The sequence below is a fragment of the Micrococcus sp. 63XJN7_8_ISO-PGPR-S23-253 genome (genome assembly GCF_056173425.1).
Map to the genome: position 1 here is coordinate 2,482,056 of NZ_CM149673.1, position 18,989 is coordinate 2,501,044.

At 72.1% G+C, this 18,989-nt stretch carries 16 protein-coding genes; 5 read left to right on the plus strand and 11 right to left on the minus strand.

The genetic code is table 11. The annotated features are described in order from the left end of the window. Nucleotides 1–24 precede the first annotated feature (24 nt). From AC0VX4_RS11505 to AC0VX4_RS11515, 3 genes are all read right to left on the minus strand, one after another. Nucleotides 25–2,163 (minus strand): acyltransferase family protein, encoded by a 2,139-nt coding sequence (locus AC0VX4_RS11505; protein ID WP_475464418.1) that lies wholly within the window; start codon nt 2,161–2,163, stop codon nt 25–27. Between the two features lie 144 nt (nt 2,164–2,307). Further along, nucleotides 2,308–2,607, minus strand: coding sequence for a DUF7218 family protein (locus AC0VX4_RS11510; RefSeq protein ID WP_227448935.1), 300 nt, complete (start codon nt 2,605–2,607; stop codon nt 2,308–2,310). Between the two features lie 52 nt (nt 2,608–2,659). Continuing rightward, nucleotides 2,660–4,111 (minus strand): CCA tRNA nucleotidyltransferase, encoded by a 1,452-nt coding sequence (locus tag AC0VX4_RS11515; protein ID WP_222958752.1) that lies wholly within the window; start codon nt 4,109–4,111, stop codon nt 2,660–2,662. Nucleotides 4,112–4,176: 65 nt separating this feature from the next. On the opposite strand from AC0VX4_RS11515, the gene AC0VX4_RS11520 reads away from it, so the two are divergent. From AC0VX4_RS11520 to trxA, 5 genes are all read left to right on the plus strand, one after another. Then, entirely contained in the window at nt 4,177–4,788 is a 612-nt protein-coding gene (locus AC0VX4_RS11520) for an NUDIX hydrolase (RefSeq protein ID WP_070708931.1), read from the plus strand. Nucleotides 4,789–4,834: 46 nt separating this feature from the next. Continuing rightward, nucleotides 4,835–6,679, plus strand: a complete 1,845-nt coding sequence (gene murJ / locus AC0VX4_RS11525) for a murein biosynthesis integral membrane protein MurJ (protein WP_227448937.1) — start codon at nt 4,835–4,837, stop codon at nt 6,677–6,679. Nucleotides 6,680–6,744: 65 nt separating this feature from the next. Further along, nucleotides 6,745–8,889, plus strand: a complete 2,145-nt coding sequence (locus tag AC0VX4_RS11530; RefSeq protein WP_475464419.1) for a hypothetical protein — start codon at nt 6,745–6,747, stop codon at nt 8,887–8,889. Nucleotides 8,890–9,038: 149 nt separating this feature from the next. Then, on the plus strand, nt 9,039–10,040 hold the full coding sequence (gene trxB / locus AC0VX4_RS11535) for a thioredoxin-disulfide reductase (RefSeq protein ID WP_475464420.1): 1,002 nt from the start codon (nt 9,039–9,041) through the stop codon (nt 10,038–10,040). 31 nt (nt 10,041–10,071) lie between these two features. Continuing rightward, nucleotides 10,072–10,461, plus strand: a complete 390-nt coding sequence (trxA, locus tag AC0VX4_RS11540) for a thioredoxin (protein ID WP_330986836.1) — start codon at nt 10,072–10,074, stop codon at nt 10,459–10,461. 117 nt (nt 10,462–10,578) lie between these two features. On the opposite strand, the gene AC0VX4_RS11545 is transcribed toward trxA, so the two are convergent. The 8 genes from AC0VX4_RS11545 to rpmH form a co-directional block, all read right to left on the minus strand. Further along, nucleotides 10,579–11,952: a ParB/RepB/Spo0J family partition protein gene (locus AC0VX4_RS11545; RefSeq protein ID WP_475464421.1), complete on the minus strand. Its 1,374-nt coding sequence runs from the start codon at nt 11,950–11,952 to the stop codon at nt 10,579–10,581. 2,433 nt (nt 11,953–14,385) lie between these two features. Beyond that, entirely contained in the window at nt 14,386–15,330 is a 945-nt protein-coding gene (locus AC0VX4_RS11550) for a ParA family protein (RefSeq protein WP_049145027.1), read from the minus strand. Between the two features lie 74 nt (nt 15,331–15,404). After that, complete coding sequence (gene rsmG, locus AC0VX4_RS11555; protein ID WP_475464422.1) at nt 15,405–16,130, minus strand: 16S rRNA (guanine(527)-N(7))-methyltransferase RsmG; 726 nt, start codon at nt 16,128–16,130, stop codon at nt 15,405–15,407. After that, nucleotides 16,123–16,707, minus strand: coding sequence for a Jag family protein (locus AC0VX4_RS11560; RefSeq protein WP_475464423.1), 585 nt, complete (start codon nt 16,705–16,707; stop codon nt 16,123–16,125). The genes rsmG and AC0VX4_RS11560 overlap by 8 nt, the downstream gene beginning before the upstream one ends. A gap of 2 nt (nt 16,708–16,709) precedes the next feature. Continuing rightward, a complete protein-coding gene (yidC, locus tag AC0VX4_RS11565) occupies nt 16,710–17,708 on the minus strand; it encodes a membrane protein insertase YidC (RefSeq protein ID WP_475464424.1) in 999 nt (332 codons plus the stop codon). A 5-nt stretch (nt 17,709–17,713) separates the two neighbouring features. Next, nucleotides 17,714–18,082, minus strand: coding sequence for a membrane protein insertion efficiency factor YidD (gene yidD / locus AC0VX4_RS11570; RefSeq protein WP_475464425.1), 369 nt, complete (start codon nt 18,080–18,082; stop codon nt 17,714–17,716). Further along, a complete protein-coding gene (gene rnpA / locus AC0VX4_RS11575) occupies nt 18,083–18,481 on the minus strand; it encodes a ribonuclease P protein component (RefSeq protein WP_475464426.1) in 399 nt (132 codons plus the stop codon). Nucleotides 18,482–18,509: 28 nt separating this feature from the next. Further along, nucleotides 18,510–18,647 carry a 50S ribosomal protein L34 gene (rpmH, locus tag AC0VX4_RS11580; RefSeq protein WP_002856443.1) on the minus strand — a complete coding sequence of 46 codons (138 nt, stop codon included), beginning with the start codon at nt 18,645–18,647 and terminating at the stop codon, nt 18,510–18,512. Between the last annotated feature and the right edge of the window lie 342 nt (nt 18,648–18,989).

The following is an 18,989-nucleotide window of genomic DNA, read 5'->3' on the forward strand; positions in this document are numbered from 1 at the left end:
CGCGTGCCGCCCCGGCCACCGCGCTCAGCGCCGGGCGCCGAGCCGGTCCTCGATGGTGAGCCGGACGAGCTGGGCGTACATGGCCTGGCCGTCGGCGCGGGGGTGCACGCCGTCGGCGGAGAAGTCGGTGACGTGCTGCTTCGCCGTGGCGTCCCAGTCCGCCAGGACGATCCGGTCCGGGTGGGCCTTGGCCTGCGCCTCCATCTGCGTCTGCACGTCCGAGATCCAGTCCATCGGGCCGTGCGGCACCACGAGCACGAGCAGTCGGTCCTCGCCGACGGCCGCCAGGATCTTCTCCCAGTCGCCCCGGTGGGTGGTGCCGTTGGCGCCCAGGGCCACCACGACGACGTCGCTCAGCTGGCCGTCCGCCTTGAGCTTCTCGAGCTCGTCCGCGGCGTCCCAGATCTGGTAGCCCACCTCCGCCTCGAGCAGCATCCCCGGCAGCTGCTCCATGAGCGTGGGCGCGGCCGAGAGCGAGACGGAGTCGCCGATCAGGGTGACGTCCGGGCCGAGCTCGGACGGCGGCAGGGCCGCGGTGAGCTGCTCCTTGGAGTACGTGGGGCGCGTGACGGCCGGGTCGCCGAGCCCGAGCCCGGACGGCTCGGCGGACGATCCGGGCGAGGGCGTCGCGCCGGCGGAGTCCTCCGCGTCCCCGGGGGCGGCCGAGCCGGGCGAGGCCGAGGCCGACGCCTCGGCCCGCTTCGACTGCTCCGCCGCGCGGGACTCGCGGGCCGCCTGCTGCGCCGCCTGGGCGGCCTTGAGGGACTCCTCCGCCTGGGCGATGTCCTGCTCGAGCTGGGTCTGCGCGGGCGAGTGCACCACGGCGGCCACGGCCGCCGTGGGGACGGCCACGAGCCCCAGCGCCGTGGCGGCGGCCGCGAGCCGGCCGATGGGCCCGGCCCCGCCCGTGAACGCCCGTCGCGCGGTCGCGCCCCAGCGGCCGAAGGCGCCCCTGAACCCCTCGTGGAGGATGGGCTCCTCGATCAGTCGGGTGCTCAGGTCGGCGATCAGGGCGGTCAGCAGCAGGATCGCGCCGGCGGCCACGGGCTCGACCCACCCGGGGGCGTCCACGGGCACCATCACGCGCATGATCACGAGCAGCGGCCAGTGCCACAGGTACGCGGCGTAGGAGCGGCGCCCCCACCAGCGCAGGAACCCGTTGCCCAGCACGCGCGAGAGCGAGTCGCGCCGGTCACCCTGCACCACGTGCCAGACGATGAACGCGACGACGGCGGACAGGCCCGCCAGCACTCCGCGGTACGTGCTGGCGTGGCCGCCGTCGACCAGGGCGAAGCCCGCCGCGAGCACCGCGACGGCGCCCCAGGCGACGGCCACCCGCGTGGCCGAGGTCCGCGGCTCGGGGCCGCCGTGCTCGGGCCGGGGCACATGGGCCAGGCCGATCGCCACGCACGCGCCGAACAGCAGGCCGAAGGCGTGGGTGTCCGTGCCGAAGTAGAGGCGGGCCTGCTCGAACCCGTGCCACGAGCCCCAGGCCATCCACGCCGCGGAGGCCACGGCCGCGACCGCGACCACCAGGATGCGACGTCGGTCCGCCACCCGCCCCGAGTTCACCGTGCTGCGCGGCGGCCAGGTGAGCAGGAGCAGCCCCCAGATCAGCAGGGGCCAGAGGATGTAGAACTGCTCCTCGATCGCCAGGGACCACAGGTGCTCGAACAGGGGCGGCGAGGCGCGGTTGAAGTAGTCCCCGCCCTGCAGGATCATCACCCAGTTGCTGGTGTAGGTCAGGGCGCCGAACCATTGGCGGCCCAGGCCCGCGGGGAACTCGTCCACCGCCAGCCACGCGAGCGCGGTGGTGCCCACGAGCGCCATCAGCATGGCCGGGACGAGTCGCCGGATGCGCTTCATCCAGAAGGTGCCCAGCGCCACGCCCCGTCCCGCGTCCACACCGCGGACCAGGCCGGTGGTGATGAGGAAGCCGGAGAGCACGAAGAACATGTCCACGCCCACGAACCCGCCGCGCAGGAAGGTGGGCCAGGCGTGGAAGACGAGCACGGCGAGCACCGCGATCCCCCGCAGCCCGTCGAGGGCGGTCACCCGGCCGGGGCCGCGACTGACCCGCGTGCCGACCTTGACGGCGGGCACGCCGTCCTCGGACGACAGGGCATGGCGGGGCACGGACGCGGTGCGCTGGTCGGGACTCACAGCGGTCGATCATTCCATCCGGACCTGGATGGGCCAAAGCCTCCGGCCATCCCCGCCCGCCCCACCGCGTTGGGGGCGATTTCCGGCGGTATCCCACGGGCACAGCACCGGATTCCGCCCCCGGAAGCGGGGGGCGGGCGCCGGTCAGTGGTTCCGCAGCGCCTCGATGAGCTCGGCCTTGGTCATCGTGGAGCGGCCCTCGATGTCGAGTTCGCGGGCCCGCTTCTCGAGCTCGTCCTTGGTCCAGTCCTCATAGGAGCCGGCCTCGCCACCGCGCTCGGCGACCTCGTCCCGGCCGTCCCGGGCGGACGCGTTGGCGATCCGCGCGGCCTTCTCCTCGCTCGCGCCCTCGCGGCGCAGCGCCTCGTAGACCTCGGGATCCTTGATGCTGGAGGTGCCGGGGCCCATGGGGGCGCCGTTCTTCTCGGTCTTCTTCTCAGCCATGCGGCCAGTGTGGTCCCGACCCGACGACGGGTGGAAGGCCCGCCGCGCCGACTCAGTCCTGCTGGGCCTCCGGCTGCTCGGCCCACCAGCGCCGCAGCTCCGCCTCGGCCTCGGCCGGCTCGTGCGGGCCCTCGTCGAGGCGCCACTCCAGCAGGTGGTTGTACGCCCGGCCCACCACCGGGCCCGGGCGGATCCCCAGCAGCGCCATGATCTGCTGCCCGTCCAGGTCCGGCCGCACGGCGGCGAGCTCCTCGGCCTCGGCGATCTCGGCGATGCGCCGCTCGAGGTCGTCGTACGCGTGGGCCAGCCGCTCGGCCTTGCGACGGTTGCGGGTGGTCACGTCCGAGCGGGTCAGCGCGTGCAGGCGCGGCAGCAGGTCGCCGGCGTCGTGGGCGTACCGGCGGACGGCGGAGTCGGTCCAGCCGGCGTCGCCGTAGCCGTAGAACCGCATGTGCAGCTCCACCAGGCGGGCCACCGCCTTGATCGTGTCGTTGTCGAACTTCAGGGCGCGCAGCCGCTTGCGGACGAGCTTGGCGCCCACGGTCTCGTGGTGCCGGAAGGTGACGGCCCCGCCCTTCTCGAAGCGGCGCGTGGCCGGCTTGCCGACGTCGTGCAGCAGCGCCGCCAGGCGCAGCACGGGGTCGGGGGTCGACGGCGCGTACTCGCCCTCCAGCTCCATGGCCTGCTCCAGCACGGTCAGGGAGTGGGCGTAGACGTCCTTGTGGCGGTGGTGCTCGTCCGACTCGAGCTGCAGGGCGGGCAGCTCGGGCAGGACGTGGTCGGCCAGCCCGGTGCGCACGAGCAGGTCGAGGCCGGCGCGCGGGTGCGCCCCGCACACGAGCTTGACGAGCTCCTCGCGGACGCGTTCGGCGGAGATGATCGTGATCCGCTCGGCCATCGCGGTCATGGCCTGCTCCACCTCGGGGGCCACGGCGAAGCCGAGCTGGGAGGCGAACCGGGCGGCGCGCATCATGCGCAGCGGGTCGTCGGAGAAGGAGTCCTCGGGGGCGCCGGGGGTGCGCAGCACGCCGGCGTGCAGGTCCCGCATGCCGCCGAAGGGGTCCACGAGCTCGAGGGCGGGCAGGCGCAGGGCCATGGCGTTGACGGTGAAGTCGCGGCGCAGCAGGTCGTCCTCGAGGCTGTCACCGAAGGCCACCTGCGGCTTGCGGCTGGCCGGGTCGTACTGCTCGGCCCGGTAGGTGGTGACCTCGAGCTGCCAGCCGGCCTTGCGGAAGCCGATGGTCCCGAACCGCCGCCCCACGTCCCACGTGGCGTCCGCCCAGCCGGCGCCGACGGCCTCGGACGCGTCCGGGTCGGCGTCCGTGGTGAAGTCCAGGTCCAGCGACGGCCGCCCCAGGAAGAGGTCGCGGACCGGGCCGCCCACCAGGGAGAGCTCGTGGCCGGCGGCCTCGAACCTCCGCCCCAGCTCCACGACGACGGCGGGCAGGGTGGCGTCCGCGGGGAAGCCGGGGGGCAGCGCGTGGGTGGCGGTGGTCAGATCCATGATGCCTACAAGGGTGCCAGACGGTCCCGGCACGGGCCTGCGCGGGCCGGGCTAGAGTTGACGGTATGACCCGCCCCGATCCCTCCGCGCACCGGGGCGCCCCCCTGCCCTCCGCGCTGGGGGCGTGGCGTCGCCGGCCGCAGCCGCCTCTGCGCCCCGTCACCCCGGCCCCCGCGGGACCCCGTTCCGCCGGTGCCGCCTCCCTGCCCACGGTGGAGGAGGTCTCCGCCGGCGGCGTCATCGTCCGCGAGCACGACGGCGGCCTCGAGGTGGCCGTGATCGCCCGCTACAACCGCGGTGGCCGGCTCGAGTGGTGCCTGCCCAAGGGCCATCCCGAGGGTGAGGAGGACCACCGGCAGGCGGCCGTGCGCGAGGTGGAGGAGGAGACCGGGATCGCCGGCCACATCCTCGAGCCGCTCGGCGCGATCGACTACTGGTTCACGGTCGCCCGGCACCGCGTCCACAAGACCGTGCACCACTTCCTGCTGCGCGCCACGGGCGGCGAGCTGACCACGGAGAACGACCCGGACCACGAGGCCGTGGACGTCGCGTGGGTGCGCCTCGAGGACGTCGCGCGCCGCCTCTCCTTCGCCAACGAGCGCCGGATCGTCGACCTGGCCCGCCAGGTGGTCGACCAGCACTTCCCCCCGGGCGGTGCCCGGGGCCCCCGCCCCTGATCCGCCGCCCCCGGCACGGGGCCTTCCGACCACGATTGGGTGACCCTTGAGCAGCAGACCCGCCCCGCGCCGAGCGCAGGACCCCGCCCACGCCGGCGTCGCCGACGAGGAGCCGACGACGACGGACCCCGCACCCGCCACGGATCCGACCACCGTGGGCCCCGGGGACGAAACCCCCGAGGGTGAGCGCCGCGCCGGCCGGTCCACCGCGATCATGGCCTCCGGCACGCTCCTCTCCCGCGTGCTGGGCCTCGTCCGTGCGACGCTGGTGACGGTGGCGATCGGCCTGTCCGCGGACATGGCCGACATCTTCGAGATCGCCAACTCCCTGCCGAACGTGATCTACCTGCTCCTGGTGGGCGGCGTGTTCAACGTGGTGCTGGTGCCGCAGCTGATCAAGCACGCCCGCGACGCCGACCGGGGCGCGGACTACACCTCCCGCCTGATGACGCTCGGCACGCTCGTGATGCTCGCCGGCACGGTGGTGGTCATGCTGGCGGCGGCCCCGCTCATGACGGCCCTGACCCGCGGCTGGTCGCCGGAGAAGCTCGAGATGGCCACCGTGTTCGCCCTGTGGTGTCTGCCCCAGGTGTTCTTCTACGGCATGTACGCGCTGGTGGGGCAGGTGCTCAACGCCAACGGGCGCTTCGGCGCCTACATGTGGGCGCCGGTGCTGAACAACGTCGTCGCGATCGGGGCGATCGTGCTGTACCTGGGCATGTTCGGGGCGTACCGGGCCGGCGACGACCTCGCCGGGTGGACGACCGCGCAGACGGTCGTGCTGGCCGGCGGCCACACCCTGGGCGTCGTGCTGCAGGCGGTGATCCTCTTCCTGCCGCTGCGCGGGCTCGGCCTGGGTCTGCGCCCGCGGTTCGGCTGGAAGGGCATCGGCCTGCGGGACACCGGCCGGATCGCCGGGTACACCCTGGTCACGATGGTCGCCACGAACGTGGTGCTCCTGCTGTGCCAGCGGTACGTCACCTCCGCCACGGAGGCCCGCGACCGCGGCGAGCTGCGCATCCCCGGCACCGAGACCTGGAGCGCCGAGATGGCCCAGGCGGCCATCCCCGGTGTGGCCGCGTACAACATGGCGATGCTGATGGCCGTGCTGCCCCATTCGGTGTTCGTGCTCTCCCTGGCCACCGTGCTCTTCAACCGGCTGGCCCGCGCCATGGGCCGCCAGGACATGTCCGCGGTGCGGCGCACGACGGCGCAGGGTCTGCGCGCGTTCACCGTGCCGCTGATGTTCTGCCTCGCCGGCGTGGTGGTCCTGGCGGGCCCCCTGGGCCGCGTCTTCGGCTCGACGGCCGAGACGGCGATGGTGGCCGGCATCGCGGTGGGCTCGGTCCTGCTCGCGCTGGCGCTGTCCATCCCGTTCCGCTCAGGCTCCTTCTATCTGCTGCGCGTGTTCTACGCCGCCGAGGACGCCAAGGTGCCGATGGTGGTCCAGGTCAGCGGCTCGCTCCTGATGCTGCTGGTCTCGTGGGCGGGCGCGATGCTGCTGCCGCTGTGGTCCATGGCCCTGTGGGTCGCGTTCGCCTCGTCCGTCTCGTACGTGTACCAGTTCGTCCTGACCCATGTGCTCACCGTGCGCCGGTTCGGGGACTACGGCCTCGCGTCCGTGCTGCGGGCCCACGTCCAGACCGGCCTGGCCGCGCTGGCCGCGGCGGCCGCGGGCGCCGTCGTCGTGTGGCTGCTGGGCGGGTACACCGGCGGGTTCGCGTGGGACTCCATCGGGACGGCGCTGCTCACGTGCGCGGTGGCGGCCGTGGCGATGGGGCCGGTGTACCTGATGGTGCTGCGGGCCATGCGGTTCCCCGAGCTGGACGACGCCCTGCGGCCGCTCGTCGCCCGCGTGCCGGCGCTGGGCCGTCTGCTGCGCGTCGGCTGATTCCTGGCCGCGACGGCCGCGCCACGTATCATCGGATTCCGACCCCGTCGTCAGGAGAAGAGCCCGTGCCCCAGCCCATCGCCGTCGGCGCCGTCCTGGGCGGCCGCTATCGCATCACCCAGCACGTGGTGACGTCCGCGGACCAGGACATGGTGTTCCTGGGCACGGACCAGGTGCTCAACCGCCGCGTCACCGTGCTCGTGGCCTCCCGTGAGAACGCCACGCAGGTGGCCTCGTCCGCGCGGGAGCTGGCCACGGGCGAGCGCACCGACGACGTGCAGGTGCTCGACCTGGGCCTGTCGGAGGGCCGCACGTACCTGATCGCCGGCGGGGACCCCGACCCGGACGTCCTGCTCGGTCTGGCGTACCCGCAGGAGCTGTACGTGGAGCCGTTCCAGACGGACAGCCTCGGCTCCGAGCTGTTCGGTGAGTCGCGGACCGGAGACCCCCACGCCTACGACGACGACGAGGCGTACTACACCGACCTCGACCGCCGGCTCCGCGCAGACGAGGACGAGGCCCAGCGTCGTCCCGGGTTCCTGAACCGCCTCTCCGAGCGCCTCGCCGAGCGGGTCCGTCCCTCCGACGGCACCGCGGCGAAGGCGGCCGCCGGGGCGTCGGCCCTGGCCGCGGCGGACGCCGCCACCCGGAAGCAGCAGGAGGAGCGCGAGCGGGCGGAGCGGGAGGCCGCCGAGCGGGCCGAGCGGGAGCGCAAGGAGGCCGCCGAGCGGGAGCGCAAGGAGGCCGAGGAGAAGGCCCGCGCCGAACGGGAGGCCGCGGAGCGGGCCGAGCGGGAGCGCAAGGAGGCCGCCGAGCGCGCGGAACGCGAGCGCCGGGAGGCGGAGGAGCGTGCCGAGGAGGAGCGCCGCGCCGAGGCCGAGCGCGCCCGTCGCCAGGCGGAGCAGGAGGCTGAGGAGCGGGCCGCGCGCGAGCGGGAGGCCGAGCAGGCCCGGCTGGCCGCGGAGCGGGAGGAGGCCGAGCGCCGCGAGCTCGAGCGCCGGGCCGAGGCCCGCCGTCGTGCCGAGGAGGAGCGGGCCCGGGAGGGCGCGGAGCGCGAGGCTGAGAAGCGCGCGGCCCAGGAACGCGAGGCCGCAGAGCGCGAGGCCCAGGCGCGCACCGCCGCACTCCCGGCCGTCGCGGCGGGGGCCGCCGCCGCGCAGGCCCCGGATGCCGATGCCGACGGGGCCACGCCGCCCACCGAGCCCGTCGAGTCCGTGGCGGCCGAGAAGACCGACCCGCCGGAGCCGGTCGCCCCGGACACCGAGGCGATCCCCGTGCGGCGCCAGCGCCCCGTCCCCCGCCGAGCGATCGTGGCCGAGTCCGCGCCGACCGCCCACGAGGAGTCCCGCGGCACGGCGGCGCCGGTGGCTGCCGGGGCCGGGGTCGCAACGGCAGCGGGCGCCGCGGCTGCCGGTTCGACGGCCGCCGCGGCTCCGGATGCCCAGGCCGCCCCGGCCACCACCGGGGGCGACGACGGCGCCACGGTGGCCGACCCGGGCGACGGCCACGGCCGCACGCGCGGCGGCGGTCCGCTGGCCCTGCTCCTCATGCTCGGCCTGCTCGCCGCACTCGTCGTGGGCGGGGTGCTGCTGGCCCAGAACCTGCGCGGCGGGCCGGCCCCGCAGGCCGCGGCCGCGTCGTCAGAGTCTGCGTCGTCCGGGTCTGCGTCGTCCGGGTCCGCATCGGACACCCCGTCGCCGTCGGAGAGCACCAGCCCCTCCCCCACCTCGACCAGCGAGAGCGCCACGGCTGCCCCGAAGGCCGTCCAGGCCCTGCGCTCGGTGCCGGACCTGCCGGAGCACGAGGCCGAGCACGACGCGGACCTGCCCAACCTCATCGACGGCGACCCCACCACCGTGTGGCGCACCTTCGCCTACGCACGGCCGAACTTCGGCGGCTATGTGGAGAGCATGAACCTCGTGGTCCAGCTCGAGGACCGCACCGAGGTGAACGAGGTGACCCTGCAGAGCACAGGGGCCACCGGTGGTGCCTGGTTCGCCTACATCGCCGACTCCCCCGAGGGTGCGAACGCCAAGGAGATCGGCAACGGCACCTTCGACCAGGACACCGTCTCCATCCCCGTGCCGTTCGAGGGCGCCGAGTCAGAGGCCGAGTACGTGATCGTCAGCCTCACCTCGCTGCCCCAGCTGGAGGGCACGACGCCGGACCTCCCGTTCGGCCTGCGCCTCGGCGAGATCACCGTCCGCTGATCCCACGCCCCGGCGACGGCGCGCCGGACCTTCCGGCCGCCGTCGCCGGGGCGTCGTCGCACCGCGGCCCCGACACCGCGGAATACCCGCCGGTGCCTCCGCCGTTGTCCTGGAGGAGCGCCCACCACCCCGATCCACTGGAGGAACCCGTGGCCCCCACCGCCCAGGACCAGATCGTCCACAACGTCGTGATCGTCGGATCCGGCCCCGCCGGATACACCGCGGCGATCTACACCGCCCGCGCCGACCTCTCCCCGGTCCTGGTGGCCGGGGCGGTGACCGCGGGCGGCGAGCTGATGAACACCACCGAGGTGGAGAACTTCCCGGGCTTCCCGGAGGGTGTGCAGGGGCCCGAGCTGATGGCGAACCTCGAGGCCCAGGCCCGCCGGTTCAACACGGAGGTGGTCTACGACGACGTCGTGCAGGCCGACCTGACGTCGAACCCCAAGGTGCTCACGCTCGGCGACGGGACCCAGCTGCGCACCCACGCGGTCATCCTCACGACCGGCTCCGCCTACCGGAAGCTCGGCGTTCCCGGCGAGGAGCGCCTCTCCGGCCACGGTGTCAGCTGGTGCGCCACGTGCGACGGCTTCTTCTTCCGCGAGCAGGAGATCGCGGTCGTGGGCGGCGGCGACTCCGCCATGGAGGAGGCCCTGTTCCTCACCAAGTTCGCGTCCAAGGTCACCGTGCTGGTCCGCAAGGACGAGCTGCGGGCCTCCAAGGTGATGGCCCACCGGGCCATGGAGAACGAGAAGATCGAGTTCCGGTGGAACACCGAGGTCACGGAGGTGACCGGTGACGACAAGGTCAACACCCTCCGCCTGCGGGACACCCGCACCGGCGAGGCGTCCACGCTGGACGTGACCGGCCTGTTCGTGGCCATCGGCCAGGACCCGCGCACGAACCTGGTGCAGGGCCAGGTCGACCTGACGGAGCATGGCACGATCCGCATCGACCATCCGTCCTCGCGGACCTCCCAGCCGGGCGTCTTCGCCGCCGGCGACGTCACGGACCACACCTACCGCCAGGCCATCACCGCCGCCGGCTCGGGCTGCGTGGCCGCCCAGGACGTGGAGCACTACCTCGCGACCGTGGCCGACGTGGAGGAGGCCGCGCCGGCCGGCCCGGAGTCGGACGTGGTCCCGGCATGAGCCACTGACTCATGACCCCTGACAGAGCGTCATGGGTCATGTCAATAACACCCCTGTCCACCCTCGTCAGACACAGAACAACCCCCAGGAGGCTGCCATGAGCACCATCACCGTCACCGATGCCGACTTCGACCAGAAGGTCCTCCAGTCCGAGCTGCCCGTCCTCGTGGACTTCTGGGCCGAGTGGTGCGGCCCGTGCCGCATGCTCGGGCCCGTCCTGGAGGACATGGCCGTGGAGCACGAGGGCAAGGCCGTGATCGCCAAGCTCAACGTGGACGAGAACCCGGCCATCGCCGCGCGCTTCGGCGTCACCTCCATCCCGCTCGTCGTGGGCTTCCAGAACGGCGAGAAGGTCGTCGAGTCCGTGGGCGCCAAGCCCAAGGCCGCGCTGGAGAAGGAGTTCTCGGCCCTGCTCGGCTGAGCCCCTCCCCCACTCACCGCGACGGCCCCGTCACCCGAAAGGGTGGCGGGGCCGTCGTGCGTTGATCTCCAGGACCAGCGGCGGGTGCCCGTGGACGCCGTCCGCGGGAGCCCCGGATCAGGACTTCTTGCCCTTCCCCTTACCGTCCTGACCACCCTGGATGAGGTCCATGATGCGGTTCAGGTCCTCCACGGTGGTGAAGTCGATGGCGATGCGGCCCTTGCGCGCGCCGAGGGTGATCTTCACGGCGGTGTCCAGGCGGCTGGTGAGCGCGGTGGCGTAGTGGTCCAGGCGCTCATGGCGAGCGTCGTCCGAGCTGCGCCGCGGCGTGCGCCCCGGCCGGAGCCCGCCCTGCAGCTGCGCGACAGCCTCCTCCGTGGCCCGGACAGACAAGCCCTCGGACTGGATCCGTTGCGCCAGACGCTCCATGTCCGACGGGTCCGTGAGACCGAGCAGCGCGCGAGCATGGCCGGCCGAGAGCGTGCCGGCGGCCACACGGCGCTGCACGAGGGGCGGCAGCTTGAGCAGTCGGAGCGTGTTGGAGATCTGCGGACGGGAGCGGCCGATGCGCTGCGAGAGCTCCTCCTGCGTGCAGGCGAAGTCCTCCATGAGCTGCTGGTAGGCGGCGGCCTCTTCGAGCGGGTTCAGCTGGGAGCGGTGCAGGTTCTCCAGCAGGGCGTCCCGCAGGAGGTCCTGATCCGGGGTCTGGCGGACGATCGCCGGGATGATGTCCAGGCCGGCCTTCTGGGTGGCGCGCCACCGGCGCTCGCCCATGATCAGCTCATAGGGGGTGGGTCCGTCCACCTCGCGCACGACGATCGGCTGCAGGATGCCGACTTCGCGGATCGAGGTGACCAGTTCCGCCATGTGGTCCTCATCGAACACCTCACGCGGCTGCCGCGGGTTCGGGTGGATGTCCCCCACCGGGATCTCCCGCAGGACCGCGATGTCCGTGGACACGGTCCCCTCGGTCGCGGCGGACTCTGCGGTCGAGTCCACCGGGTCCTTCCTCGACGACGCCGCGGAGGTGGCACGCTTGCTGGGCGCCTTCACCGTCGGCATGGCCGGGCGCCCCTTGGTCGAGCGCGCCGCAGGTGCGTCCTCCGAGTCGGCGGAGAAGAAGACGTCGACGGGACGCTGAGCGGGTCGAGAGGCATGCTTCGACGAGGTGGCCCCTGCCTTCGTGCCGGACGTGGTGTTCCGGCCAGTCGTGGACGTTGATTTCCCGGTCTGGGCTGTGCGTCCCATGGCCTTTCGCGGCGAGGCCGACGGGTCCGGCTCAGTGGAATCCCCGGACGTCTCGGTGGTCGCGGTGCTTCGCGTCGATGTCGTCGTGGTCTCCGCTGCCGCGGCGGCCTTCGGGCCACTCGTCGCGGGCAGCGGAGAGTCCTTCGGGGAGGATGTCTCGGCGTTCTCTTCCGGGACTTCGACAGTGCTCTGGATCAGGGCGCCGAGGCCTCGCCCCAGGCCTCCTCGACGGCTCGTCTTCAACGGGTCCTCCTGCAGTGAGTGGGTCTGTGATCAGTGTAGGTGAGCGGTCTGATCTCGATGATCCCGTGCGGCGTGAGGACACCCCGCACGGTGCGCGGGGGGCCCGACTGTTGGTGGCGACGCGTGGGCCTGAGCTGCCGGGGGTGCAGTGATGTTCGGGCCTCGGTTCTGCCATGCACGTCTGTGATGGACTCAGGCGACGAAGGGCTGGGCGCGCGCGTGGACGTCTGCCGCGAGAGTGAGTGTTTCACGTGGAACACTCCGAGGTGGAGCGCTCCAGGAGGATGCCGCTGCAACCTCGGACCCCCTCCTGCTCCCTCTTGAGATCCACCCGTTTCACATGAAACGCGATCCCTCAGCCAGCCAGTGGGTGTTTGAGGAATCACAGTTGTAACGGCTTGTGTTTTTGATGAAGCGGGGTGATCAACCATCCGTGCGGACGGTGCTCAGATACGCTGGCCACCCGCAGGATATTGCGCGTTAGCAGATGGAAAGTGTCGGACCAGTAGCGAAGCACCGCTCCACTCCCCTGCGGTATGAGGTGCACACTGGAATCACCGAACGGCTGAGCTCGGACTTCGCGCCGCCCTGTGCTAGTGGTTCCTCCCACGCGCGCCGCTGACGAATCGAACGTCGCGTCGACGACCTTGTTTCACGTGAAACACGAATGCGTCTGTCGCAGAGAACACGGACGTGGACCCCCGATGGTTGACGTGGTTGCTCCTCACGAACCGGTGCCATCTTGTCATGTCGTTCTCGGTCACCCCATTGGCGGCACTGATCGTGTGTTCCGTGGATAGCCCGAAGTGGTGATCTCGCGGTACGGCCCCTCACCCGAAGCTCGTTTCACGTGAAACGGTCCGTTGGAAGCGCCGACGGATCACGCATGCCACGGATGCCGGCCCACCAGCGGGTCGCATCCCGACGCCGGCACCAGCAGGGGGCGTGAGAACTTTTTGAGGTTCGGACTTCTCGCGTCGCTGACGTAATAACGCGGACCCGTCGAGCACAGACCAGCAGTCGTTCTGTTTCACGTGAAACGCGCGGCGCAGACTCGGCGGGAACACCGGACGGCGGGCCCATGCCAGCGCAGCATGCACCGACTTTCTGCCGTTGGCCGTACGGCTCGCTGCGCAAGCCAAGCGCCGGCCGACAATAGCGTGACACGACAAGTCCCCATCCCACGTTGTGGATCCATTCTTTCTGCCAGCCCACCGTCTACGAGGATCTGAGGGTCGTCTCATGGGGGAACCGGGGCTTCACCTCGTCGGCCCTTGCGCGCGTGGCTTCCTTCAGGGATCGCCACAGGAACCCGGTGTTTCACGTGAAACCTCCGACGACCGCCCCATCACTCGACACTCTGACTCCCGCCTCGTCACAGGATCACCAGGACTCAAGGCACCACCCCGTCTCAAACCGAGACTCCCCGAGATCCCCGGAGGGGAAGGGGACCACACCCGAGTTCCCGTTCACACCTAACCGTGCCTCGACGTCGGACGCACCAGCGAACTCACCGGGGTCCGCCGACGCCTCCCATGAATTCACGACCGCGCTCCCTCGACGTCTTCCTGTCCACAGAACTCGCACACATATCAACATCGACGGACGCGGCCAGACACTGCTCACTCCGCAACTCGCCAGCTCAGACGCTTGCCTTTGTATACATTGGGGTCTGCGGCCACCCCACCTCGCCGGAGTCGCTCCTACTCCGGGCACAGGAATGCACAGCAGACCTGTCCATCAGGCGCCGCCATCCGGCCCGTTCTACTCAGACGAAGCACAGCACTCCGCCACGCCGCTGACGTCTGCTCTCGCACACGCGGACGACCGACCGGCCCCGCGCCCCTTCGGCGACACCACGGCTCGAGCTCCGCTCTCGCTCCCCATTCCCTGCACGTCACCGACCGCGAGCAGGGCTGATCGTGGGGGAGGGGAGTGGCGCCCAGACGCGGCACCCGGTCTCCTCGACGGCTGCATCCTCGGGGCTGCAACGCACCCCCGTGGAGGAGCGGGGACGGACCGGACCCTGCACGGCCGCCGTCACCGCCCGCGGCCGTGCCGTCCATCCCGCCCCGTGAGCTCGTGTGTCGCCGCCTGCGGCTGCCCCACGCCCTGCGACAGGTGCGCCTGGCCGACGCGGCAGACGGGCCGGCACAGGGGAGGAGGCGGGAGCGTGTCAGACGGAAGCGGTCGACCACGGGCACCCCTCCTTATCGTCCCGCTGCGGCGACACCACGCTCGCACCACGGAGACCGTTGTTTCACGTGAAACACGAACTTCCATCGTGCCCAGCGATTCCGCTTGTCTTCCCATCCCTCATCTTTCGGGCCGCACTCACTCACGACGAAGCCCGCCGGGGGATCGCTCCCTCCGGCGGGCTTCGTCGTCGTCAGCAGCGCCATCCGGCGACCACCGCAGCTGACCGCCTGCGCGTCAGCCCTTCACGGCCGGCGCACCGCGGCCGGCGATCTCTGCGGCCGCCTCCCGGTACGCCACGGCGCCGGCCGAGGCCGGGTCGTAGGTCAGCACCGTCTGCTGATAGCTGGGGGCCTCGGAGATGCGGACGTTGCGGGGGATCGCAGTGTTCAGCAGCTGCTCCGGGAAGTGCGTCCGAACCTCCTCCGCCACCTGCACCGCGAGGTTGGTCCGCGCGTCGAACATCGTCAGCAGGATGGTGCTCACCTGCAGGCGCGGGTTCAGGTGCTTCTGGATCATCTGCACGTTCTTGAGCAGCTGGGAGAGGCCCTCGAGGGCGTAGTACTCGGCCTGGATCGGGATGAGCACCTCCTCGGCCGCCACGAACGCGTTGACCGTCAGCAGTCCCAGGGACGGCGGGCAGTCGATGAACACGTAGTCCAGCCGCTCCTGGCCGTCCTCCTCGCGCCAGGCGGTGTACGCCTCGAGCGCCCGAGACAGTCGCTGTTCGCGGGCCACCAGCGAGACCAGCTCGATCTCAGCACCGGCCAGGTCGATCGTCGCGGGCACCACCTGCAGGCCGTCCACGTCCGGGGCGTCCTGCACGACGTCCTGGATCTCCATCTCGCCCAGGAGCACGTCGTACACGGAGGCGACGTCGCCGGTGTGGGGGATGTTCAGCGCGGTGGACGCATTGCCCTGCGGGTCGATGTCGACCACCATCACCCGCATGCCCGCGCGGGCGAGGGCCGCGGCCAGGTTGACCGTCGTCGTCGTCTTGCCGACGCCGCCCTTCTGGTTGGACGTCGTGAACACGCGGGTGCGGTCGGGGCGCGTCAGACGACGCCGCTGGAGCCGCGCGGGCTCCTCGGCGTCGGCGCCGCCCTTCTCGGCGGTCCGGCCGGTCCACTTCTGGCGCAGGGCCCTCCAGGCCCCACCCCGGCTCTCCTGCTCCTGCGCCATGCGGCTCTACCTCCTGGGTCGCGGGTGTGCGGATCTGCTGCCGCCCGGCCCGTCCCGTCCCGGTGGGGGAGGGGTCAGCGGGGACGCGCGCTGATGCGCACGACGGTGGTGGTCTCGGGCAGCAGGCCCTCGCCCACCGTGAGGATCTCGGGCTCGGCACCACCATACTTGCGCAGGACCTTGCGGGCGGCGGCGATCTCGTCGGCCGCGGAGCGGCCCTTGATCGCCAGCAGCTCCCCGGCGCCCTGCAGCATCGGCATGGTCAGGGGCGCGAGGGTCTTCAGCGCGGAGACGGCGCGGGCGGTCACGACGTCGACGTCGAGGTTCCCGGAGACCTGCTCGGCGCGGCCGCGGATCACGTCCACGTTCTCCAGGCCGAGGTCGGCGACCACCATGTCCAGCCACTCCACGCGTCGCTCGAGCGGCTCGATGAGCAGGAACTGGCAGTCGGGGCGCGCGAGCGCGAGGCACAGGCCGGGCAGGCCCGCACCGGAGCCGACGTCGGCCACGAGCGCGCCCTGCGGGAGGAGCTCCTCGACCACGGCGCAGTTCAGGACGTGGCGCTCCCAGAGACGGGGCGCCTCGCGCGGGCCGATCAGGCCCCACTCGATGCCGGTGTCCGCCAGGTGGGCCACGTACGCCTCGGCCCGGGGGAGGGCCTCGCCGAACAGCTCGACGGCGGCCGGCCGCAGCGCATCGGTCAGCGGCGGTGCCGGCTGCCCCACGGGCGCGGGGCGCTCTCCCCGGTCCTGCGGATCCAGCCCGGGGCGCCGCTCGTAGGCCGAGCCCCGCTCAGTCATCGGCGGAGATGACCACGTGCCGGCGGGCGCCCTCGCCCTCCGACTCGGAGGTCAGGCCGGCGTCCGCGACGACGTCGTGGACGATCTTGCGCTCGTACGCGCCCATGGGCTCGAGGTGCACGGGACCCTCGCCGGCGCAGACGCGCTCGACGGCCGCCTGGGCGGCGGTGCGCAGGGCGACGTTGCGGCGCTCCCGGTGCCCGCAGACGTCCAGGATCAGCCGGGAGCGGTGGCCGGTGGCGGCGAGCACGGCCAGCCGGACGAGCTCCTGCAGCGCCTCCAGGGTGCGGCCGTCGGGGCCGACGAGGCCGTCCAGGCGCTCGTCGTGGTCCTCGGAGACGACGGACACGTACGTGCGCCCGTCGCGGACCTCGATGTCGATGTCCCCGTCCAGGTCTGCGATGTCGAGCAGCTCCTCGACGTAGTCCGCGGCGACGTCGCCCTCCTCCTCGAGGCGGCGCACCGCCTCCGAGGCGGCGGTACCGTCCTGGTCCGCGACGCGGGAGCCCTGACCCGCGGGGGTCTCGACGACGGCGTCCTCGGCCTCGGGGGCCGGGGTCACGTTCTCGGCGGACATGCTCACTTCCTCCTGCGGTTCTTGCGCTGGGGCTGGAGGCGCTGACCCGACTGGCGGACGACCTCACCGTTCAGCACGGCGCCGCCGCGGCCCGCCTGGGTGTGCGCGGACGAGGGCGTGGCCTCGGCGTTCGACACCTTCTGGCCCACGGGGGGCAGGCCCTTGGCGGCGCGGCGCTCGTTGAGCTCCTTCTCGGCGAGGGAGCCCGGGGTCGGGTTGTTGCGGATGATCCACCACTGCTGGCCGACGGCCCAGAAGTTGGAGTAGGTCCAGTACAGGAGCACGCCGATCGGGAAGTTGATGCCGCCGATGCCGAAGATCAAAGGCATGGCGTAGAGCATGATCTGCTGCGTCTGCATCATGGGCCCGGAGAGGGCCTGCTGCGTCATGTTCTTCGTCATGAGCATCTTCTGCATGAAGAACATCGAGCCCGACATGAGCAGGATCAGCACGATCGCCGTGATGATCACGGGCCCGCTGCCCGGCGCGCCGAGCGAGTTCATGAAGGTGTCCGACATGCGGGCGCCGAAGATCGTGGAGCCCTCGAAGGAGCGGATCTGGTCCGCGGACAGGGCGTCCATGGCCTCGCCGCGCTCGGCCGCGCCGCGGGCGCCGATCAGCACCTGGTACAGCGCGAAGAAGAACGGCATCTGGATCAGCAGCGGCAGGCAGGCGGCGAACGGGTTCGCCTTGTGCTCCTTCATGAGCGCCTGCTGCTCCATGGCCATGGCCTGGCGGGAGAGCTGGTCCTTCTTGCCCTTGTACTTGGCCTGCAGCTTCTGCAGCTCGGGCTGGATGGCCTGCATGGCGCGCTGCGCCTTGATCTGCTTGACGAACAGCGGGATCAGCAGGGTGCGGATGAGCACCACCAGCAGGAGGATGGACAGGGCCCACGTCCAGCCGGAGTCCGCGGGCAGGCCCGCGAACTCCAGGATGCTGTGGAACGCCCCGAGCAGCCAGGACATCAGCCAGCGGAACGGGGAGAGGATGGCTTCGAACATGGGGGTCAATCCTCCTGCGGGAGATCAGGTGGGATGGGAGGGTGGTTCAGGGTGAGGATGCGCGGCTGCCGGCCCGGCGGCCAGCGTCGGTGCCCGGGCGGGACCGGGTCCACGCCGCCGTCGTTCCAGGGATGGCACCGGCCGATGCGCCGCGCGGCGAGCCACGACCCCTTCACCGCGCCGTGCACGTGCACGGCCTCCAGCCCGTAGGCGGAGCAGCTGGGGAAGAACCGGCACACGGGTCCGTACAGCGGGGAGACCACGGCCCGATAGACCGTGAGCAGGCCGGCCAGCAGGACGGACGGCAGCGCGCGCAGCGGCCCCCACTCACGGGAGGGCTCGAGCACGACGAAGGGCGAGGGCGTGACGGTCATCTAGGCGTGCTCCGAGGCGGCGGGCAGGTGCGGCTTCACGGCCTTGCCGAGCGCGCCGACGGTCTCGCGGTGCAGCAGCGCGTAGTCCGCCTCGGCGGCGGCCGGCAGCGCGCGGACCTGCACCAGAACCGGCAGGTCGCGCAGCGGGGGCAGGCGCATCTGATCCGCGACGACGGCGCGCAGCCGCCGCTTCACCCGGTTGCGGGTCACCGCGTTCCCCACGGCCTTGGACACGACGAACCCGGCCCGCGGCCGAGGGGCGCTCGGCGACGTGGACCGGGTCTGGTCGGGGTCCGTGGCGACGCTCACCACGACGGTGCGCCGACCCGCGCGGGTGCCGGTGCGACCGAGGTGACGGAACTCCGCGGGCGTGCGGACGCGACGGTCACGGGGCAGCACGGGGCGCGCCGTCCCTGGACCGACGTCCTCAGGCGGACAGCTCGGCGCGGTTCTTGCCGCGGCGAGCGGACAGGATGGCGCGGCCGGCGCGGGTGCGCATGCGGGCACGGAAGCCGTGCTTGCGGGCACGACGGCGGTTGTTGGGCTGGAACGTGCGCTTGGTCACTGTGATCTCTCCACGACGTGTTGTGTGCCTTCGACCGTCGACCTGAGCAGGTGGACCAGGGGGAAGGACCGGTGAGGCTCTGACATGAAATCCCCGGCGGGCACGATCAACCGACACCCGGGGGACCAGACGACTCTAGTGGCCGGGGTGCGCAGGGGTCAAACGGGTGCGCGCGGATCCCGGACACGCGTGGGCGCCCGGGACGGTCGTCCACAGGATGATAGGGGTTGTCCACCGTCTGTGCACAACCCTGTGGACAACCGTTAGACTCCGAGCACCGTCGTCCGTCTCGCGCAGCCGCCCCCGTCCCCGGGGACGTCTGCCCCAGGAAAGGAAGCCTCC